The sequence below is a fragment of the Burkholderia sp. BCC1988 genome (assembly GCF_905339895.1).
Lineage (GTDB): Bacteria > Pseudomonadota > Gammaproteobacteria > Burkholderiales > Burkholderiaceae > Burkholderia.
This window is the reverse complement of the sequence record NZ_CAJPHA010000007.1, coordinates 216,001-234,950: the sequence shown is the minus strand read 5'-3', so window position 1 is coordinate 234,950 and position 18,950 is coordinate 216,001. Positions and strand designations below refer to the sequence as shown.

Genomic DNA, 18,950 nt, shown 5'->3' with positions numbered 1-18,950 from the left:
CGGTGTTTCAGTTCAGCAAAGCAGCGATTTCAACCGGTTGAACAAACGGGAAAACACCCGCGGACGGGCGTCGAGCATCGGCATCGCGTCGTAGTGCGGATGCGATCGCGTGACTTGCGGAAGATTCGACAGCAGAAGGCCGAAGTTCATGGTCTGGCTCCTGGCGGCAGCGGCATGCATGCCGGCCGCGTGGTGGGTGCGGGGCCAGTCCGGGGCCTGAACGACGTCTCAGGCTAGTTGGCCGGAATGTCCCTGCGACCCGGGTTCAAAAGGGTCTGTTGGTGCAACGGGCATAAGGGACAACTGTCACTGTCGTTCATGGCGGCTCCTGTGCGGTGTTCCGGAGAACACGGTTGGCCGCCGCCCGGCGCGCGGGCCGCCGTTCGGGTGCATGCGAAACGCATGCGCGAACGCGGCCACGCGCCGGGCGGCGGCGAAACCGGATGGCGCATGCGCAAACGCATCACGCTGACCGGCGCGAATCTGGGTGCACGAGGGGGTTACTGCGAAATACTGCTGCGCGCACCGTTTGCCTGGGGGACAAACGGCGGCTTCGATGAGGCGCGGACGTCGGTCGCTCAGGCGGAAACTTCGTTCGAAGATCGACTACTGCAGGCGTCCAAGGCGGCGGCCCCAAGAGTGAAGATGGCGGATTCTATGGACCGGCCGAAACGGAAGTCAACCCTTTGGAACCGGCTTGACGGAATATTTTTTCGGGTTCATGCGAGCTGAAAGAATCGCGCCCGGAATGACGCGCCGCAACCTTTCAGCGCCTCGACGCGCACGCGCCGCCGATGCGTGCGAGCAACAGTCGCCGCGCGCCGCCGGCGGGCGGTCGCAGCGGGCATCGACCGGCCCCGGTGGGGCGGCGCACGCGGTGCGAAATGCGCAACGCCGCCTTTTTTGCTTGCACCGCAGCAAAACTCGCGACTACAATCCGCCCCAATTCATCAAGGGAGTCCCTTCGTGGACGCATGCTCCAGTTGCAGTTCGATGCCGGTCCAGGCCGGCCAAGCCATCGCGAGATAGCAGCCAGGCGCATGTCTTTCGCCGCTAGCTCGCCATCGTCGGGTTAGCGCGCTTCCTCCCGGGCCGGCATCGCCGGATCGTCCGTGTCGCACGCTCCGTTACGTTCCAACCGCCGAGCGCCGGTCGCGTCATGCACCCGTGCTCGATCACGTCGTCCGGCTTGCGCCGGACCGGACGGAGGCACGTCATGTTGTTTCAATCGCTCATGGTCAGACTCAAGCAACTCGCGCGTGTCGTGTCCGACCGCTCGTTCGCTTCGGCCCTTGCACCGCTCGCCCACACGTTCGGCAACTGGCGCGGCAGCGCGCTCGCGCACCTGCCGGCGGCACCGCGCCCGCTCGACTGCGTGCTGGCCGGCGCGATGGCGGCCGCCGTCGCGCTCGTCGCGCTGCTCTGTGCGACCGCATCGCGCCTCGGCTTCTCGCACGTATGGCGGATCGGCGGCTGGCTGTCGTAACGGGTCGCGCGCGCAACGCGCAGCATGCCCGCGCGCCGCCGCCCGCACCTGCGCCATCGCTTCACGTTTTCACTGCTTCAGCCAAACCAATCACTCGAATCATGGAGCCCGCATGAAAAATCGCTTCGCATCCGCGCCGCGCACAGCGCGCCTCGACGCGCTCGCCGCGCTGTTGCTGTCGCTCGCGGCCGCGCCTGCGTTCGCGCAATCGTCGTCACCGGCCAGCGCGGCCGAACCGGCCGCCGGAGCCAGCGACACTGCCGCCGCCCCCGCACCGGCCGCCGATGCTGCCGCGCCCGCCCCCACCGGTTTCTGGGAACGGTCGAACCTGCTCGGCAACATGGGCGGCCTGCGCGACGTGCTCGGCGATCACGGCGTCACGCTGAACCTGCAGGAAACCAGCGAGTACCTGTACAACGCCGCGGGCGGCACGCAGCGCGGCGGCGCCTACCAGGGCCTCACGCAATTCGGCTTCAACGTCGATACGGAGAAGGCGATCGGCCTGCCGGGCGGCACGTTCAACGTGTCCGGGTTGCAGATCCACGGCACCAACCTCACGCAGCGCTATTTGCAGACGCTGCAGACCGCGACCGGCATCGAGGCGAATTCGACCACGCGGCTGTGGGAGCTCTGGTACCAGCAGGCGTTCCTCGCCGGCAAGGCCGACGTGAAGGTCGGCCAGCAAAGCGTCGACCAGGAATTCATGGTCAGCCAGTACGCGGCGACGTTCATGAACGCGACGTTCGGCTGGCCCGTGCTTCCGGCGACCGACCTGCCGGCCGGCGGCGCTGCCTATCCGCTGTCGTCGCTCGGCGTGCGGCTGCGCGTGAAGCCGGCCGACGCGTGGACCGCGATGGTCGGCGTGTTCGACGGCAACCCGGCCGGCCGCAGCGACGGCGATGCGCAGGCGCTGAACGCGCACGGCACCAACTTCAACCTGCGCAGCGGCGCGTTCGTGATCGGCGAACTCCAGTACGCGCTGAACGCGCCGCCCGCCGACCCGAAGGCACCGCAACCGGCCGGCCTGCCCGGCACGTACAAGCTCGGCTTCTGGTATCAGTCGCAGCACGCGAACGATCCGCGCGTCGGCACCGACGGGCTGTCGCTCGCGGATCCGGCCAGCAACGGGATCCCCGCCACGCATCGCGGTAACTACGGTTTCTATGCGGTCGCGGATCAGATGGTATGGCGGCCGTCGGCGGACAGCCCGCGCTCGGTCGGCGTGTTCGCGCGCGTGATGGGCGCGCCGGGCGATCGCAACGTCGTCGATTTCGCGGCGAATGCGGGCGTGACGCTCAAGGCGCCGTTCAAGGGCCGCGACGACGATACGGCCGGCATCGCGGTCGGCTACGCGAAGATCGGCTCGCACGCGCGTGCGCTCGACGGCGACACCGGCAGGCTTGCGACGCCCGGCTATCCGGTGCGGCGCGCGGAAACGGTGATCGAGGCGACCTACCAGTACCAGGTCGCACCGTGGTGGCAGGTGCAGGCCGACCTGCAGCACTTCTTCCGGCCGGGCGGCGGCATTCCGGACCCGAACGCGGCCGGCGCGCGCATCGGCGACGAAACGGTGGTCGGCGTGCGCACGACGGTCACGTTCTGACACCCTCGCATGCGACACGGGCCGGACTGCCGCGCGCGGCGATCCGGCCCGTGCTCGTTCAGGTGCGTGCATGCAATGCACGCGGCCTGTCACTCGCCATACAGCCCGAGCAGTTTCAGCGTGACGCCGTTGGTCCAGCCGAAGCCGTCCTGCAGCGGATATTCGCCACCCCCGCCGCCGCCCGCGCCAGCCCCTTCGACCACGTACTTCTCGACGAGCTTGCCTTCGGTTGCATATACATGCTTCACGTCGGCCAGAAAGCGCGTGCCGATGTCCTTTGCGAGCGCCGGCTCGCCGTAGCGGCGCAGCCCGTCGATCGCGATCCACTGCAGCGGCGCCCAGCCGTTCGGCGCATCCCACTGCTGGCCCGTGTTCGCGGTCGTCGTCGCGAGGCCGCCCGGCTGCAGCAGCGTCTTGCGCACTTCGCGCGCGGTCGCCTTCGCACGCTCGGGCCACGCGACGCCCGCGAACAGCGGATACAGCGCGGCCGCCGTCACGCCGTCGCGCGGCTTGCGCAACTGCCAGTCGTAGTCGCCGTAATAGCCGCGACGGTTCCACAGATAGTGGTTGATCGCGGACGCGCGCCGCGCCGCCCGTCCGGAGAAATCCGCGACACACGCGAAGTCGCGCGTGACCGCGCAGCCCTTCACGATCGTCGTCTCGAGATGGAACATCAGGCTGTTCAGGTCGACCGGCACGATCGCCGTCGTGCGGATCGTCGCGAGCGTCCGGCCGTCGCCGAACCAGCGCGAGCTGTAGTCCCAGCCGCTCTCGGCACCCGCGCGCAGGTCGCGGTACACCTCGTTCGCGGGGCGATCCGGCACGGCCTTCGCGGTCGTCACGTCCTCGAGATACGACTCGTCGCGCGGCGTGTCGCTCGCGTCCCAGTAGCGGTTCAGCACCGCACCGTCCGGCATCGCGACCACGTTGCGCGCGGCCTGCCCGCGCGGCGTCGTCGTTTCGCCCTGCATCCAGTACGCATGCTCCTTGCGCAGCGCCGGCAGGTATTTCTGGTAGACCTTGTCGCCTTCGGCCTGCGCGGCGAGCGTGACCATGTACGCGAAGAACGGCGGCTGCGAGCGGCTCGCGTAGTACGTGCGGTTGCCGTTCGGGATGTGGCCGATCGTGTCGATCAGGTATGCGAAGTTGTCGAGCATGTCGTCGACGAGATCCTCGCGCCCCGACACCTGCAGCCCGAGCATCGTGAAATAGGTATCCCAGTAGTAGCCTTCGCGGAAGCGGCCGCCCGGCACCACATACGGCTTCGGCAACGCGATCAGCGAACTGTACGGCGGCACCGTCGTGCTGGTGCGCGTGAGCTGCGGCCACAGCCAGTCGATGTGCTGGCGCAGCGTCTGGTTCGCGGGCGGCGTGACGCCGCCTTCCGGCGGCGGCGTGAAGTGCTGGTCGACGAACGCCTTCAGCGAGAAGCCCGGCTGCGACTTCTGTTGCTGATACAACTGTACGATCGTCGCCGGATCGGCGTTGGGCGTCGCGTCGACGAAGGTCTTCTGGTCGGGATAGAGTTGCGCCGTCTGCACCGCGACGAACAGGTCGCCGTAGAGCTGGCTCGGCGGCGGCAGCAGCGTGCCGGAAGCCGGCGCCGTGGCGGGCGCGGCGGACTGGCTGGCCGCCTGCATCGCGGCCTGGTTCGCGGCCTGGTTCGCACTGTCGGCCTGCGCGGCGCAGCCGGCAACCGCGAGGTAAGCGACGGCGAGCACGGCGGCCCAGCGCAGACGCGGCGCGGGCACGGATGGATGCGAGGCAGGATGCGATGCGGTCGATGCGGCGCGACGTGACGTCATGACGTGTCCCCTCCTTTCGATGATGAACGGTTCGGCAGGGGTCTCGTTCGCGCGTGCGCTCGTCTCGATGGCCGTCGATCGATGCGCGTCGTTGTCATCCGCGGATGAGTTCCGACTGTCGCACGAAACGCGCATCGCACGCAAGTTTCGCGGCGGCCCCCGCGGGCGCGCGTCATATGTCATGTCATGGACCGCACCGGCAGCGCGGTCGTCTCTTCTTCCACGCGCGCTAACAGGAACGACTGTTGCAACATGCGGAACGAGCGTTGTCTCGCGTGACGCAACGACCACATTGTGGGCATAATGGCGTCTTTACCGCGCGCCCTGCCCATGTCGCCCGTCTTTCTAGCACCGCTCATCGTTGCCTGTGCGTTGTTCATGGAAAGCGTCGACGCGAACATCATCGTCACCGCCCTGCCCGCGATGGCGAGGGACTTCGGGCACAATCCCGTCACACTGAACATTGCGATCACGGCCTACGTGGTCGGCCTCGGCGTCTTCATCCCGATCTGCGGATGGCTTGCCGACCGCTTCAGCGCGCGCGCCGTGTTCCGCACCGCGATCGGCATCTTCGTCGCCGGCTCGCTGATGTGCGCGGCCTCCAACTCGCTCGGCGTGCTCACGTTCGCGCGCTTCGTGCAGGGCGTCGGCGGCGCGATGATGGTGCCGGTCGGCCGGATCATCATCTTCCGCGCGGTGCCGCGCTCCGATCTCGTGCGCGCGATGAACTACCTCGCGATTCCCGCTCTGTTCGGGCCGACGGTCGGGCCGCTCGTCGGCGGCTTCATCACGACCTACCTGCACTGGCGGATGATCTTCTTCATCAACGTGCCGATCGGCATCTACGGGATCTACCTCGCGAGCAAGCACATCGCGAACACGCACGAGGCCGATCCCGGCCCGCTCGACTGGTTCGGCTTCCTGCTGTCGGCGAGCGGCGCCGCGCTGCTGCTGATGGGGCTCACGCTGATCGACGGCGCGCTCACGTCGCGCGGCAACGCGCTCCTGATGTGCGCGGCCGGCGCGGCGATGCTCGCGCTCTACGTGCCGTACGCGCGCCGCAAGGCGCGCCCCGTGCTCGACCTCAGTTTCCTGAAGATCCCGACTTACCACGCGAGCGTGGTCGGCGGGTCGCTGTTCCGCATCGGCCTCGGCGCCGTGCCGTTCCTGCTGCCGCTCGCGCTGCAGGAAGGCCTCGGCATGAGCGCGTTCCACTCCGGGCTGATCACCTGCGCATCGGCACTCGGCGGCGCGGTGAGCCGCTCGACGGCCACCCATACGTTGCGCCGCTTCGGCTTTCGCACGGTGCTGATCTACAACGCCGCGTTCGCCGGGCTCGCGATCGCCGCCTACGGCGTGTTCCATCCGGGCATGGCGACCTGGGCGATCTGGATGATCGTGCTGGTCGGCGGGATCTTCCCCGCGCTGCAGTTCACGAGCCTGAATTCGATGATCTACGCGGATATTTCGCAGGCCGATGCAGGCCGCGCGACGAGCCTCGGCAGTGTCGTGCAGCAGATGTCGCTCGGCCTCGGCGTGACGGTCGCCGGCCTCGTGCTGCACCTGTCGCACTGGCTGCAGGGGCATCAGACGATGGTGTGGTCGGATTTCTGGCCCGCGTTCGTCGTGGTCGGGCTGTGTTCGTTCGCATCGATTCCGATCACGCGGCGGCTGCCGCCCGGCGCCGGCGACGAGGTCGCGCGCGGCAAGCGGCAATGAACGGGCTGGCTGGCGGGAAAAGGCAGGCGGCGGAAAAGCGAAACAACAAAAAAAATCAGCGGACATCCACACGGGGCCGGTGCACAGCCGCATGGATGTCCGCTCAGGGCTCCGGGTCTCTCGTTGGGGGTTGAGAATCCCGGATCTGCTTCCTGCGTGCCATGGACATATGTGCGTCGGAAGCCGAATCGTTGCGCGCACATTTCGTCGCGCCATGACTGCACTATAGGGAAAGTCGCGCCGCGCATCTGTCAAGCATTGTCAGACGTGTCGCGCGAAAGCGTCGCACACGTGCGCCGCTTTCGCGCTAAAGTGGTGCCCGACCGCCACCTTCAGCCGCCGCTCCGATGCTCACGCTTTCGCTCGCCGCCGCCCGCGCGCTGCATCTCGCCGCGCAGGGCCTGCTGACCCCGCCCCGCCGCAAGGCCACCAAGGCCGACGTGCTCGACACGATCCGCCGGATGGCGCAGTTACAGATCGATACGATTCATGTCGTCGCGCGCAGTCCGTATCTCGTGCTGTTCAGCCGTCTCGGCGACTTCGCCCCGCAGTGGCTCGACGAGCATCTCGCCGAGGCGCGCCTGTTCGAATACTGGTCGCACGAAGCGTGCTTCCTGCCGGTCGAGCAATTCGGGCTGATGCGTTACAAGATGCTCGATCCGTCGGGGATGGGCTGGAAATACGCGGCCGACTGGCACGCGCAGAACCGCGCCGAGATCGAGCGGCTGCTCGCGCGGATTCGCGACGAAGGCCCCGTGCGGTCCGCCGATTTCATCCGCGAAGACGGGGTGAAAGGCAACGGCTGGTGGGACCGCAAGCCCGAGAAAAAACACCTGGAAGTGCTGTTCACGACCGGCCACCTGATGGTGTCCGAGCGCCGCAATTTCCAGCGCATCTACGACGTGCGCGAACGCGTGCTGCCCGACTGGGACGATGCGCGCGACCTGCCGCCGCGCGACGCGGTGCTGCCTGCGCTGCTCGACCACACGTGCCGCGCACTCGGGATCGTGCGCGCCGACTGGGTGGCCGATTACTACCGGCTACCGCGCCGTTCGTACCGCGCGGAACTCGAGCGGCTCGCGGACGCAGGCGAGCTGATCCCGGTGGAGGTCGCCGACTGGAAGGAGCCGGCCTACGTGCATCGCTCGCTCGACGCGCTGCTGCCGGCCGCCGCGGCAGACACGCTGCGCTCGACGGTCACGACGCTGCTGTCGCCGTTCGATCCGGTGGTGTGGGACCGGCGGCGCGCCTCGACGCTGTTCGGGTTCGACTACACGATCGAGTGCTATACGCCCGCGCACAAGCGGCGCTACGGCTACTTCTGCCTGCCGGTGCTGCATCGCGGCCGGCTGATCGGGCGCGTCGACGCGAAAGCGCATCGCGCGCTCGGCACGTTCGAGTTGAAGACGGTGCATGTCGAGCCGGGCGTGCGGTTCGGCACGGGGCTCGCGGCCGACGTCGCGAAGGCCGTGAAACGGCTGGCGGCGTGGCATGGCACGCCGGAAGTCACGGTCGGGCACGCGCCGCCAGCGCTCGCGGACGCACTGCTCGGCAGCTGATCTGCCGCGGCGGCGCGACCGCTCGCCCGCCGCCTGCGCGCGCGCCGGCACCGTTGCCGTACCGACGCGCCGACGCATCGACCCATCGACGCATCGAGGCGCCGCCGCGCATGCCCACCGCGCGGTGGGCCTCCGCTGCAACCGCTACCGCTTCGCGGCAATCCAGCGGGCAATGCCCGGCCACACGTCCTTCAGCGTGCGCGATCCCATGAACAGCCCGATATGTCCGCCCGGCACGAGCTGGCGCGTCACCTGCGAGGCGGGCGTCCCCACCAGGTCCTGCGCGGCGAACACCTGCTCCTGCGTCGTGATGTCGTCGGCCGCGCCGGCAAGCAGATAAACGGGGCACGTGATCGCCTTCAGGTCGAGCATCCGCCCGAGCGCGACGAACGTGCCCTTCGCGAGCCGGTTCTCCTTGAAGATCTGCACGATCGCCTGCAGATACCAGCGCCCCGGCAGGTCGATCGGACTTTCGTACCAGTTCGCGAATGCTTCGCGCTTGCGCAGGTAGTCCGCATCGTCGAGGTGTTCGTACAGGTCGACGTGCTCGGCGAGATAGTGCTGGTCGGGATGCATGTTCTTCCAGCCGCGCAGCATGAAACGCCCGCGCATCAGGCCGCCGCCCATCGTCACCAGTTCCTCGTAGAACGACGTCGGATAGGTGTGCGCCATCCGCTTGATCGGACCGTCGCCCGCATCCGTGTCGATCGGCGCGCCGGCGAGCACGAGGCTCGCGACCTTGTGCGGAAAGCGCGCCGCATACATCGCGGACATCCACCCGCCCTGGCACAGACCCACGAGATTCACGCGCCCGCCGAGCTCGTCGACGCAGACGTTCAGCTCGGCCAGGTACTGGTCGATCTCGAGGTCCCGCATGTCTTCGGTCGCCGAGCGCCAGTCGGTCAGGTACACGCGCGTCACGCCGTGCTCGCGCAGCGTCTGCATCAGGCTCTGCCCCGGCTGATAGTCGGCGATCATCGCCCGGTGTCCCGCATACGGCGCTTCGACGATCGTCGGCAGCCCGTGCGCCGGCGCGACCGAATAATCGCGGAACGTCATCGTGCGCAGTTCCAGCAGCGCGCGGTTCGGCGACGCCAGCGCCGGATGCGGTTCGCAATGCAGTTTCTCCTCTTCCGCGACGAAACGCAGGTTGCGCGCGGTGAGTGCCGAGCCGAGCCGGACCATCTCGGCGGCGGCGGCCATCGGCCAGAAGATCGGCAACGCCGGCGCGCTGGCGGACGTCGCGGAAGGCGGGATGGTATCGGTATCGCTCGAATTCATCGAATTCATCGAATTCCTGGCTACTGGGAACATGAAGGGAAAAAAGCCGTACGCGGGATGCGCGACGATCGTCCGCGCTGCACCCGCGGCGAATCGCACGTCACGCGCGCGGCCGTGACGTATGCGTGACGTTTGCGTCTTTCGATGCGTCCGCAACGATCTTCCGATGCGGGCGGCAATCGGTCATCGAACGCCCGGTGCAACCATCGGCGAAACCATTCTGGTCCGTAACCGGAAGCGATCGCTTGATCGCGGTCAATCGTTTCAGGTGAAATCCCGATAGCATGAAATCGCGCGATGACAGTTCGATGGCCGCGGCGCGATATCCGCCGACCTCGCTGCCGCACTCGCGGCCGACATCGCGTCGCCACAGCGCACCGGCGACACCGGGCGACCTGCCTCCCCGCCTCACATGCACATCCGCGAAATCCGCTCGAAGATCAGCAGTACCTCGTCCACGCGCAAGATCACGAAGGCGATGGAAATGATGGCCCGCACCAAGATGGCGGGCGCGCAGCGGCGGGCGCGCGATTTCCGGCCCTATGCGGCGCGCATCCGGGAGATGGCCGAGCGCGTGCTGCGCGACCGGTCCGGCCACGTCTCCGCGCTGATGGCGAGACGCACGCCCGTGCGCCGCGTCGGCCTGATCGTCGTCAGCACCGATCGCGGGCTGTGCGGCCCGCTCAATACGCGGCTGCTGGTCGAATGCGTGGATGCGCTCGAACGCTGGAACCGCGCCGGCGTCGCGTGCGAACTCAGCGTGATCGGCGCACGCGGCATTGCGCCGCTGATGCGCCACGGCGCGACCATCACCGCCCGCGCCAGCGGCCTCGCCGCCGCGCCGCACTTCGAGCAGCTGCTCGGCGCGCTGCTCGTGCCGCTCACCGCGTTCGTCAACGGCGAACTGGACGAACTGCACATCGCGTACAACCAGTTGACGAGCCCGCTCGCGTATTCGCCGCGCATCGACGCGGTGCTGCCGCTCACCGGCCTCGACACCGGCACGCCGCCCGGCGACACCGCGACATCCGACTATCTGTACGAGCCCGCGCCGAAACCGGCCGTGGATACCTTGCTGCTGCGCTACGTCGAGGCGACGCTCTACCAGGCCGTCGTCGAGAATTACGCGTGCGAGCAGTGCGCGCGGATGTTCAGCATGCAGACCGCGACGGAGAACGCCGATCGCGTGCTGCGCGAGCTGCGGCACCTGTATCAGAAGACGCGCCAGGCGCAGATCACCACCGAGCTGTGCGAGATCGTCGCCGGCGCGGCGGCGGTCTGAAGGAGGCACGCATGCCGACGTCGATGAAGCTCGACATCCTCAGCGTGGAAGACGTGCTGTATTCGGGCGACGCACATTTCGTCGTCGTGCCCGGGGAAAGCGGCGAGCTGGGCATCTACCCGCATCACGCGCCGCTGCTCACGCGGCTGCGGCCCGGCGTCGTGACGCTCGTTGCCGCACCGGGCGGCGAGCACCGCCGGCTGCTCGTCGCGGGCGGCCTGCTGGAAGTCAGCCGCGACGGCGTGACGCTGATTGCCGACCACGCACTGCGCACGCCCGAACTCGACGACCTGCGCGCACGCGAAGCACGGCATGCGGCAGACGAGTGGCGCCGGCGCTTCGCGCACGACAACCGGCGCGCCTTCGATTTCGCATCGGCGCGTGCGGAGTTGATGGACGAAATCCGGCGCTTCTTCGCGCTGGCGATGCACCGGGAGTCCGCGCCGCGCGACACGCCGGGCGCCGCCGGCTAGGCCGGGCGCCGGCACCGCTCGTCGTGCGGTCGGCGGGCGCGCTCAGGTCAGTCGCGCAGCTTGCGAAAACGCGGCGTGCCGTCCGGCAGGTTGTCGTTGAACATCGCTTCCGGCCGCACCCACAAGCCGCGCGCATGCGGCCACAGATGCTCGTACACGACCACCGACTCCTCGGTTTCGGAATGACGGGCGACGCCGATGTAGCGATACAGCCCGCCCTTGTAGTGACGATGCGTGGCGAGCTGTTCGGCTTCCTGTTCGGTCATGATCTGCTTCCCTTCGGCAAAAACGAAAGCGCGTATTGTATGCGCTCGCCGCGCGTCAGCGTTTCGCGTAGATATCGGGGCGGCGGATTTCCATCAGCCGCTCGGGATTCGCGGACGGCCCGAAACCGACCGGCCGGTACAGTTCGTGCGCGTCGGTCGTCACGAGCATGATGCGGCGCAGGCCCTGCACCATCGGCTGCGCGAATACGTGGTCGATCAGCGCGCGGCCATAGCCGTTGCCGCGCTCGGCCGGCAAGACGAATACGTCGCACAGGTAGGCGAACGTCGCGTGGTCGGTCACGAGCCGCGCGAACCCGACGAGCCGGTCGCCCACATACGCGCCGAAGCACAGCGAGCCGTCGATCGCGCGCTCGACGACGTCGCGCGGAATGCCCTGCGACCAGTACGCATCGCGGTGCAGGAAATCGAAGATCGCGTCGATGTCGAGCTCGCGCTTGTCGGTGGAAAATCTCAGCGGGGCGGGGGTGGCTGCGGGCACGTCGGCTCTCCGGTCGGCTGGGGGGAGGAGCAACGATAGCGCGGCGCGGGGTGGGCGACAAGCGATGCCGCCGATTCACGATCGCGTCGCTCCCACCAACCTGCCCCCTTACGGCGCCGGCAACGCCCGATCAGCCTTGCAACGCTTCAGCGGCAGCGGCCGGGCCGCCACGATCCGCGTCACCGCGCGGGTGCGCGGGTCGATTTCCAGGTCGAGGCACGCGCAGCCGTAACCGTGCATCCCCGCATTGGTGACGACCCAGCCGCGCGTCGACATGTCCGGCATCTCGTCGAGGCCCGGCACCGGCGGGCTGCCCTGGGTCGACAGCGTCCAGCTGTTGTCCTTGTCGACGAGCCACCAGTTGGCCGGCGTCGGATTCTCGAGCCATCCGCAGCGCTTCTCCGCGGCGGCGGCCGCGGGCGTCGCGGACGTCAACGCGACGAACACACCAAGCATCCACATCGCGGAACGGGCACGGGCGATTTTCATTTCAGGGAAGTCCAGACGAAGGAAACGGGGGGAAACGATAGCGTCGACAGCATACCGGGCTTTCACGCCCGTTATGTCATGCACCGCGTTTCGCGGGCGGCATTCCGTCCGACGCAAGGAAGCTGTCCGACCATCCCGCTTCGCCGCGGACCCAACCGCTCGCGCGGGCCACGCGGCTCGATTCGGTGATATCGTCACCGGCTCGATCAACTCGCGGCATCGCTTCATGCCTTATCGACTCATCGCGTTCGACTTCGACGGCACCCTCGCCGATTCGCTCGACTGCTTTCTCGCGGCGCTCACGGAGGCATCGCGCCTGCACGGCTTTCGCGACGCGACGCCCGAGCTGCGCCCGGCGCTGCGCGGCATGTCGGCACGCGAGATCATCCGCGCGCTCGAGGTGCCGATGTGGAAAGTGCCGCGCGTGACGCTCGACATGCGCCGGCTGATGCGACCGCGCATCGCGCACGTGACGCTGTTCCCCGGCGTCGATGCGACCTTCGACGCGCTCGCCGCACGCGGCATCCGCATCGCGATCGCGACGTCGAACACCGAGGACATCGTGCGCGACCGGCTCGGCCCGCACGCGAGCCGCTGCGTCGACACGTTCGCGTGCGGCATTCCGCTGTTCGGCAAGGCGCGCCGGCTGCGCGCGCTCGTGCGCGAAGCGGGCATGCAGCCCGACGACGTGCTGTATGTCGGCGACGAGATCCGCGATGCCGAAGCGGCGCGCCGCGCGCGTATCGCATTCCAAGGCGTCGCATGGGGTTACACGGCGCCCGATGCGCTGCAGGCGCATTGCGCGACGCCGTTGCTGCCGCGTCTCGACGCATTGCTCGATCGCGTGTGAGGACGCCGTACGAATCGCGCGTTCGATTCGACGAATCGCGAAACCACCCCCGCTCTCTGCCCGCACGACGATGAAACGTCGATGACATGCGCGCGCATTGCAGCGATCGCATGCACGCCGCGCACGCAAAAATTGCCGCCACGATGCACGCAACAGGTACGCCCTACCTGGCCGCGCGCGCATCCATCGTTTCGTCTTACCAACCGTTACACAAACCACAGCGCGGTTGCACCTGCTACCTGAGCGCTCTCCTAGAATCAGTCGGGCCGGGAAACACTTCGAACGCCGCCGCGGCAGAGCGGCGATCGAGCCCGGCCCGGGCGCGCCCGGTCTCTCGCACAGCTGCGGATCACGCGATCCGTCCGTTAATCAGAGCCCCGATCGAAAGGAGGTCCCATGAACCGCTTCCCCCAAGTCTCGCGCCTTGCATTGTCTGCCGCTGGCCTGCTTCTCGTCGCCGTGACGGCGACCGCGCAAACCGCGCAACCGGCGCCGGCCGCACCGGCCGCCGCCACGCAGACGCGCATCCACGAAGCCGACCAGGCCTTCATCAACGACGGCACGAAAACCGTGTCGACCCAGCACGACGCCGCACGCATCGCGGATGCGCGCACGTCGGACAGCCAGGTGAAGGCGTTCGCGCAACGCGTGTCGACCGACGATGAGAAGATCATCCAGGCGATGCGCGCGGCCAGCCCGCGCGGCGTCGACGTGCCGGCCAACGACCCCGACACGGCCGTGCTGGACAGCATCAAGACCCTGCGCGGCGCGGAATTCGACAAGGCGTATATCGAGCAGGTCGCGCTCGCCGGCCAGCAGAAGACGATCTCGGCATTCCAGGCCGAAATCGCGTCGGGCCGCGACACGAAGCTGAAGGAAGTCGCACGCCAGGCGCTGCCGATCCTGCAGGCGCACTACGCGGCCGCGCAGAAGCTCGCGCAGCGTCATCACCTCGCATCGGCGCAGTAACGCGCTGCCCCGCCGCGCATCGCGCGCGGCACGCCGCTTCCCCCCTCGTCGCGTCGCCGCCCCCTTTGCGGCGGCGCGACGCACGCGGCACCCGCCTCGCGTCAGGTCGCGAGCTTCGCCCGCAACCGCTCGCTCACCTCCGGCCATTCGTCGTCGATGATGCTGAAGCGCACCGAATTGCGCTTGCGGCCATCGGGCATGATCCGCTCGTGACGCACGATCCCTTCCTGCTTCGCACCGAGCCGCAGAATCGCCGCGCGTGACTTCTCGTTCAGCTCGTCGGTCGTGAACTGCACGCGCACACAGTGCAGCGTGTCGAACGCATACGCGAGCAGCAGCCATTTCGCTTCGGTATTCGCGCGCGTGCGCTGCGCCGATGCGCTCAGCCACGTATGACCGATCTCGAGCTTGCGATGCTTGCGGTCGATCTTCCAGAAACGCGTGCTGCCGATCACGCGGCCCGACGCACGCTCGACGATCACGAACGGCATCACGGTGCCGGCCGCGCGGCCTTGCAGCGCTGTGTCGAGATAGGCGTCGACCGTCTCCTCGCCCGGCACGACCGTGACCTTCAGGTTCCACAGCTCGCCGTCCGCCGCCGCATCGAGCAACGCCTGCCGGTCGGATGCTTCGAGCGGCCGCAGCGCGATGCGCGCGCCGGTGAGCGTCGGTTGTTCGAGGGAAGATGCAGCATCGGTCATGACGGGTTCCGTTTCCGTGAAGATGACGAAGAGGAGCAGGCTGCGCGCAGCGAAACGCCCATCATACGGCCATCGTCAGCCGGGCAGCGCGGCGAGCCGCTCGCGAATCGCCTGCGCTTCGCCACGCAGCGCTTCGGCGAATGCGTCGACGAGCAGGCTCTTCGGCCGGTGCTCGGGCACGATCACGCTGACGCGGTAGGGAAACGAGCGCGTGAGCGGCCGCACGTGCAGGTCGCGCCCGACGAAATCGAGCGCGGTCAGCGGATTGACGATCGCGGCACCGAGCCCCTGTCGCACGAACGCGCACACCGACACGGCCGACGGCGTCTCGACCACCGAACGCGGCGCGACACCGAGCTGCGCGAATGCCTCGTCGATCAGGATCCGGTACGGGTCGTTCAGCGACAGGCTCACGAACGGGCGATCGGCGAGATCCGCGAGATCGATCGCGCGCCGCGCGAGCAGCGGATGGCCGTCCGGCAGCACGCACACCTCGTCGACTTCGAGCAGCGGCGTGAGCACGGTGCCGGCCGGCGCGACGTCGTGCTCGGTCAGCCCGACATCGTAGCGCTGCGCGGTCAGCCACTCCTCGAGCACCGGCGACTCCTGCGTCGCGACCGACACGCTGACGCCCGCATGCGCGTCGTGAAAACGCCGGCATGCGCCAGGCAGGATCGCGTGCGAAAACGCCGGCAGCGCGATCACCGACAACTGGCCGTCGCGAAACTCGCGCAGCCGCGCGGCCGTCGCCGCGACGCGCTCGAGCCCCACATACGCGAGCCGCACGTCGTCGAACAGCGTGAGCGCGGCCATCGTCGGCCGCAACCGGCCGTGCGAGCGCTCGAACAGCGCGAAGCCGACCACCTGCTCCATCCGCGCGAGCTCGCGGCTGATCGTGGGCTGCGACGTATAGAGCATCTCGGCCGCGCGCGTCGTGCTGCCGGTGACCATCAGCGCGCGGAAGACCTCGATGTGCCGGTGTGTAAGCATGGCCGTCTATATCAGGAATGAATCGAATATCGACAAACAGGCATTTTACCGTATAGCCATTCAGGCGCATCATTCACGCTGTCCGTTCATTCGATCCGATTCATCCGCCATGTCCCTCGATTCCCGCCAGCTCGCGGCGCTCGCGCAGCAATACGGCACCCCGCTGTGGGTGTACGACGCCGACGTCATCCGCGACCGCATCGCCCAACTGCGCCAGTTCGACGTGATCCGCTATGCGCAGAAGGCGAACTCGAACCTGCATATCCTGAAGCTGATGCGCGAGGAAGGCGCGTGCGTCGACGCCGTGTCGCTCGGCGAGATCGAGCGCAGCCTCGCGGCCGGGTTCAGTCCGGCGGGCGAGCCGGAAGGCGTCGTGTTCACGGCCGACCTGATCGACCGTCCGACGCTCGCGGCCGTGCTGAAGCACGGCGTGACCGTGAACGCCGGCTCGCTCGACATGCTCGCACGCGTCGGCGAGCATGCGCCCGGCCATCGCGTGTGGCTGCGCGTGAATCCCGGCTTCGGCCACGGCCACAGCAACAAGACCAACACCGGCGGCCCGCAGAGCAAGCACGGGATCTGGATCGACGACGTGCCGCGCGCGATCGAGATCGTGCGCCAGTACGGGCTGAAGCTGGTCGGCATCCACATGCATATCGGCTCGGGCGTCGACTACGGCCACCTGTCGCAGGTGTGCGACGCGATGGTCGACCTCGTCACGTCGCTCGGCCACGACATCGAAGCGATCTCCGCCGGCGGCGGGCTGTCGATTCCGTATCGCGACGGCGAGCCGCGCGTCGACGTCGGTCACTACTTCAGCCAGTGGGATGCCGCGCGCAAGCGGATCGAACGGCATCTCGGCCACGCGGTGCGCATCGAGATCGAACCGGGCCGCTTCCTCGTCGCCGAGGCCGGCACGCTCGTCACCGAAGTGCAGGCCGTGAACCGCCGTCCGAAGCACGACTTCGTGCTGATCGACGCGGGCTTCAACGACCTGATGCGGCCGTCGATGTACGGCAGCTACCACGCGGTGTCCGTCCACACGCAGGACGGCGCGCTGCCGGCCGGCCGGCCGCTCGTCGACATCGCGATCGCGGGGCCGCTGTGCGAATCCGGCGACGTGTTCACGCAGGACGCGGGCGGCGTGGTCACGCATCGCAAGCTCGCGCAGCCGCAGATCGGTGACCTGCTGTTCCTGCACGATGCGGGCGCCTACGGCGCGTCGATGTCCTCGAACTACAACAGCCGGCCGCTCGCGCCGGAAGTGCTCGTCGATCGCGGCACGCCGCGGCTGATCCGCCGCCGGCAGACGATCGACGAACTGCTCGCGCTCGAAACGTTCGCGTAACACGCGCATTCGCGCCGCGTTCGACGCATCGAACGCCAACGGCCACGCATGCCGCCATCGGCATGCGTGGCCGTTTTGCTTTTCGGTGGTTGCCCTCGGGGCAACCGCTCGACCGCCTCGTAGCACCCGATGCTGCGCAACACGTGCAACCGCAGCAGATCGCTTGCATCGTGTTCGTCGCACGGAGAAAAACATTCCACGCCGCGTGAAAAGTCCGTGCGTTTTTGGAAGCACTTTCCTTTTTGATAAAACTAAGATTGCCGTCAGTCGTTCAGCATTTGCGTCACCGGATACGCATCGACGATGCAGCCGGTCTACCCCACTCGCAAGCCGCACGGGCACTCATGAACACGATGCTTGAACTCTTCGCCGCGCACCGCAAGCCGTTCGATACGAACGCCGCGCGGCACGTCATGCGGTCCACCGCGCACGCCAGCCACACCACGCGCGTCGCTGTCGGCGAATCGTCGCCGCTTGCACCGTGCCTGCGCGGCGATCCGCATCGCCGCGCGTTCCATCCACGCGCCCACCGTAGCGCGATCGTGCGCGAACGCATGCCGTAACGCGCGGCGGTGAACGGCGCGCGCTGCCGTCACCGCGTCGATTTCCCCCGCCGCACGCTGCTGCGGCCTGTTCCCGCCCACGGCGACGCCGCCCGTCGCCGCGGACGCGCTCACCCTGAATTTTCGACAACGACGTTTCGACAACCACCCTGGAGACAACCATGAAGCCCTTCACCCCGACGCTCAAGCATGGCCTCGCAGCCGCCCTTCTCTGCATGGCGGCCACGGCATCGCACGCGGCGGACCTGCTCGACACCGTCAAGCAGGCCGGCGTGCTGAAGATCGCGCTCGAAGGCACCTACCCGCCGTTCGACTACCGCAATGCCGACGGGCAGCTCGAAGGGTTCGACGTCGACGTCGCGAAAGCGGTCGCCGCGCGGCTCGGCGTAAAGCCGCAGTTCGTCACGACCGAATGGAGCGGGATTCTCGCCGGCCTGCAGGCCGGCAAGTTCGACGTGATCGTCAACCAGGTCGCGATCACGCCGTCGCGCCAGCAGGCGCTCGACTTCAGCACGCCGTACGTGTATTCGTCCGCGCAGCTGCTGCAGCGTCAGAACGACACACGCTCGTTCAAGTCGCTCGACGAGCTGAAGGGCAAGAAGGTCGGCGTGACGATGGGCAGCAACTACGTCGATCTCGTGAAGACGGTGCCCGCGATCGATCTGCAGGTCTATCCGGGCACGCCGGAGAACCTGCGCGACCTCGCGGCCGGCCGTATCGACGCGGCGGTCAACGACCGCCTGATGCTGAGCTACCTGATCAAGAACTCGCGCCTGCCGCTGCGCCCCGGCTCCATGCTCGCCGGCGGCGAGGACCGGATGGGCATCCCGTTCCGCAAGGGCAATCCGAAGTTCGCGAAGGCGCTCGACGACGCGGTCGCGTCGCTGCAGCAGGACGGCACGCTGAAGAAGATCTCGATGCAGTGGTTCGGCTCGGACACGACGAAACCCATCACGCAATAACGCAGCCGCCACGCGCCCGCGCGCACGCACGCGCGGGCCGGCCGCCACATCGCCACCCCACCGGCGGCACACCGGCGGCACACGACACACAATCAGGAGACACGC

21 protein-coding genes are annotated in these 18,950 nt (G+C 68.0%); 12 read left to right on the top strand and 9 right to left on the bottom strand.

Going from position 1 to position 18,950, the window contains the following annotated elements; genetic code table 11:
- Positions 1-12: 12 nt before the first annotated feature.
- Positions 13-180, bottom strand: coding sequence for a hypothetical protein (locus U4012_RS12620; RefSeq protein ID WP_321799058.1), 168 nt, complete (start codon positions 178-180; stop codon positions 13-15).
- 222 nt (positions 181-402) lie between these two features.
- Here U4012_RS12620 and U4012_RS12615 point away from each other — a divergent pair, with 222 nt between their 5' ends.
- The 3 genes from U4012_RS12615 (at position 403) to U4012_RS12605 (ending at position 3,089) form a co-directional block, all read left to right on the top strand.
- Positions 403-732: a hypothetical protein gene (locus U4012_RS12615; RefSeq protein WP_321798900.1), complete on the top strand. Its 330-nt coding sequence runs from the start codon at positions 403-405 to the stop codon at positions 730-732.
- 484 nt (positions 733-1,216) lie between these two features.
- Positions 1,217-1,486, top strand: a complete 270-nt coding sequence (locus U4012_RS12610; protein WP_321798899.1) for a hypothetical protein — start codon at positions 1,217-1,219, stop codon at positions 1,484-1,486.
- Positions 1,487-1,598: 112 nt separating this feature from the next.
- Positions 1,599-3,089, top strand: coding sequence for a carbohydrate porin (locus U4012_RS12605; protein WP_321798897.1), 1,491 nt, complete (start codon positions 1,599-1,601; stop codon positions 3,087-3,089).
- 89 nt (positions 3,090-3,178) lie between these two features.
- Here U4012_RS12605 and treA read toward each other — a convergent pair whose 3' ends face one another.
- Positions 3,179-4,894, bottom strand: a complete 1,716-nt coding sequence (treA, locus tag U4012_RS12600) for an alpha,alpha-trehalase TreA (RefSeq protein ID WP_321798895.1) — start codon at positions 4,892-4,894, stop codon at positions 3,179-3,181.
- A gap of 179 nt (positions 4,895-5,073) precedes the next feature.
- Positions 5,074-5,274, bottom strand: coding sequence for a hypothetical protein (locus U4012_RS12595; RefSeq protein ID WP_185500302.1), 201 nt, complete (start codon positions 5,272-5,274; stop codon positions 5,074-5,076).
- Between U4012_RS12595 and U4012_RS12590 the strand changes: the two genes are divergently transcribed.
- Positions 5,225-6,613 carry an MFS transporter gene (locus tag U4012_RS12590; RefSeq protein ID WP_257769226.1) on the top strand — a complete coding sequence of 463 codons (1,389 nt, stop codon included), beginning with the start codon at positions 5,225-5,227 and terminating at the stop codon, positions 6,611-6,613. The genes U4012_RS12595 and U4012_RS12590 overlap by 50 nt on opposite strands.
- Positions 6,614-6,960: 347 nt before the next feature.
- A complete protein-coding gene (locus tag U4012_RS12585; protein ID WP_321798892.1) occupies positions 6,961-8,172 on the top strand; it encodes a winged helix-turn-helix domain-containing protein in 1,212 nt (403 codons plus the stop codon).
- A gap of 144 nt (positions 8,173-8,316) precedes the next feature.
- Here U4012_RS12585 and U4012_RS12580 read toward each other — a convergent pair whose 3' ends face one another.
- Complete coding sequence (locus tag U4012_RS12580) at positions 8,317-9,375, bottom strand: alpha/beta fold hydrolase (protein ID WP_415750307.1); 1,059 nt, start codon at positions 9,373-9,375, stop codon at positions 8,317-8,319.
- Between the two features lie 490 nt (positions 9,376-9,865).
- Here U4012_RS12580 and atpG point away from each other — a divergent pair, with 490 nt between their 5' ends.
- Both atpG and atpC read left to right on the top strand, forming a co-directional pair.
- Entirely contained in the window at positions 9,866-10,735 is an 870-nt protein-coding gene (gene atpG, locus U4012_RS12575; RefSeq protein ID WP_321798890.1) for an ATP synthase F1 subunit gamma, read from the top strand.
- Positions 10,736-10,746: 11 nt separating this feature from the next.
- Positions 10,747-11,208 carry an ATP synthase F1 subunit epsilon gene (gene atpC, locus U4012_RS12570; RefSeq protein ID WP_044847595.1) on the top strand — a complete coding sequence of 154 codons (462 nt, stop codon included), beginning with the start codon at positions 10,747-10,749 and terminating at the stop codon, positions 11,206-11,208.
- 47 nt (positions 11,209-11,255) lie between these two features.
- On the opposite strand, the gene U4012_RS12565 is transcribed toward atpC, so the two are convergent.
- From U4012_RS12565 to U4012_RS12555, 3 genes are all read right to left on the bottom strand, one after another.
- Positions 11,256-11,474: a DUF1653 domain-containing protein gene (locus tag U4012_RS12565; RefSeq protein WP_321798887.1), complete on the bottom strand. Its 219-nt coding sequence runs from the start codon at positions 11,472-11,474 to the stop codon at positions 11,256-11,258.
- 55 nt (positions 11,475-11,529) lie between these two features.
- Entirely contained in the window at positions 11,530-11,973 is a 444-nt protein-coding gene (locus tag U4012_RS12560) for a GNAT family N-acetyltransferase (RefSeq protein WP_044847594.1), read from the bottom strand.
- A 108-nt stretch (positions 11,974-12,081) separates the two neighbouring features.
- Positions 12,082-12,462 carry a DUF4087 domain-containing protein gene (locus tag U4012_RS12555; protein WP_257769216.1) on the bottom strand — a complete coding sequence of 127 codons (381 nt, stop codon included), beginning with the start codon at positions 12,460-12,462 and terminating at the stop codon, positions 12,082-12,084.
- Positions 12,463-12,688: 226 nt separating this feature from the next.
- On the opposite strand from U4012_RS12555, the gene U4012_RS12550 reads away from it, so the two are divergent.
- Positions 12,689-13,312, top strand: coding sequence for an HAD hydrolase-like protein (locus tag U4012_RS12550; RefSeq protein ID WP_321798885.1), 624 nt, complete (start codon positions 12,689-12,691; stop codon positions 13,310-13,312).
- Positions 13,313-13,708: 396 nt separating this feature from the next.
- Positions 13,709-14,281 (top strand): DUF4142 domain-containing protein, encoded by a 573-nt coding sequence (locus U4012_RS12545; protein WP_321798884.1) that lies wholly within the window; start codon positions 13,709-13,711, stop codon positions 14,279-14,281.
- Positions 14,282-14,382: 101 nt separating this feature from the next.
- Here the strand turns inward: U4012_RS12545 and U4012_RS12540 are convergent, their stop codons facing one another.
- Both U4012_RS12540 and U4012_RS12535 read right to left on the bottom strand, forming a co-directional pair.
- Complete coding sequence (locus tag U4012_RS12540; RefSeq protein WP_321798882.1) at positions 14,383-14,982, bottom strand: GNAT family protein; 600 nt, start codon at positions 14,980-14,982, stop codon at positions 14,383-14,385.
- A 75-nt stretch (positions 14,983-15,057) separates the two neighbouring features.
- Entirely contained in the window at positions 15,058-15,972 is a 915-nt protein-coding gene (locus tag U4012_RS12535; RefSeq protein WP_321798880.1) for a LysR family transcriptional regulator, read from the bottom strand.
- Positions 15,973-16,081: 109 nt separating this feature from the next.
- On the opposite strand from U4012_RS12535, the gene lysA reads away from it, so the two are divergent.
- The 3 genes from lysA (at position 16,082) to U4012_RS12520 (ending at position 18,845) form a co-directional block, all read left to right on the top strand.
- The gene (lysA, locus tag U4012_RS12530) at positions 16,082-17,320 is read left to right on the top strand and encodes a diaminopimelate decarboxylase (protein ID WP_321798878.1); all 1,239 of its coding nucleotides are present in this window, start codon (positions 16,082-16,084) and stop codon (positions 17,318-17,320) included.
- A 224-nt stretch (positions 17,321-17,544) separates the two neighbouring features.
- Entirely contained in the window at positions 17,545-17,883 is a 339-nt protein-coding gene (locus U4012_RS12525) for a hypothetical protein (RefSeq protein ID WP_321798876.1), read from the top strand.
- Between the two features lie 161 nt (positions 17,884-18,044).
- Positions 18,045-18,845: a transporter substrate-binding domain-containing protein gene (locus U4012_RS12520; RefSeq protein ID WP_321798874.1), complete on the top strand. Its 801-nt coding sequence runs from the start codon at positions 18,045-18,047 to the stop codon at positions 18,843-18,845.
- The last annotated feature ends 105 nt before the right edge of the window (positions 18,846-18,950 follow it).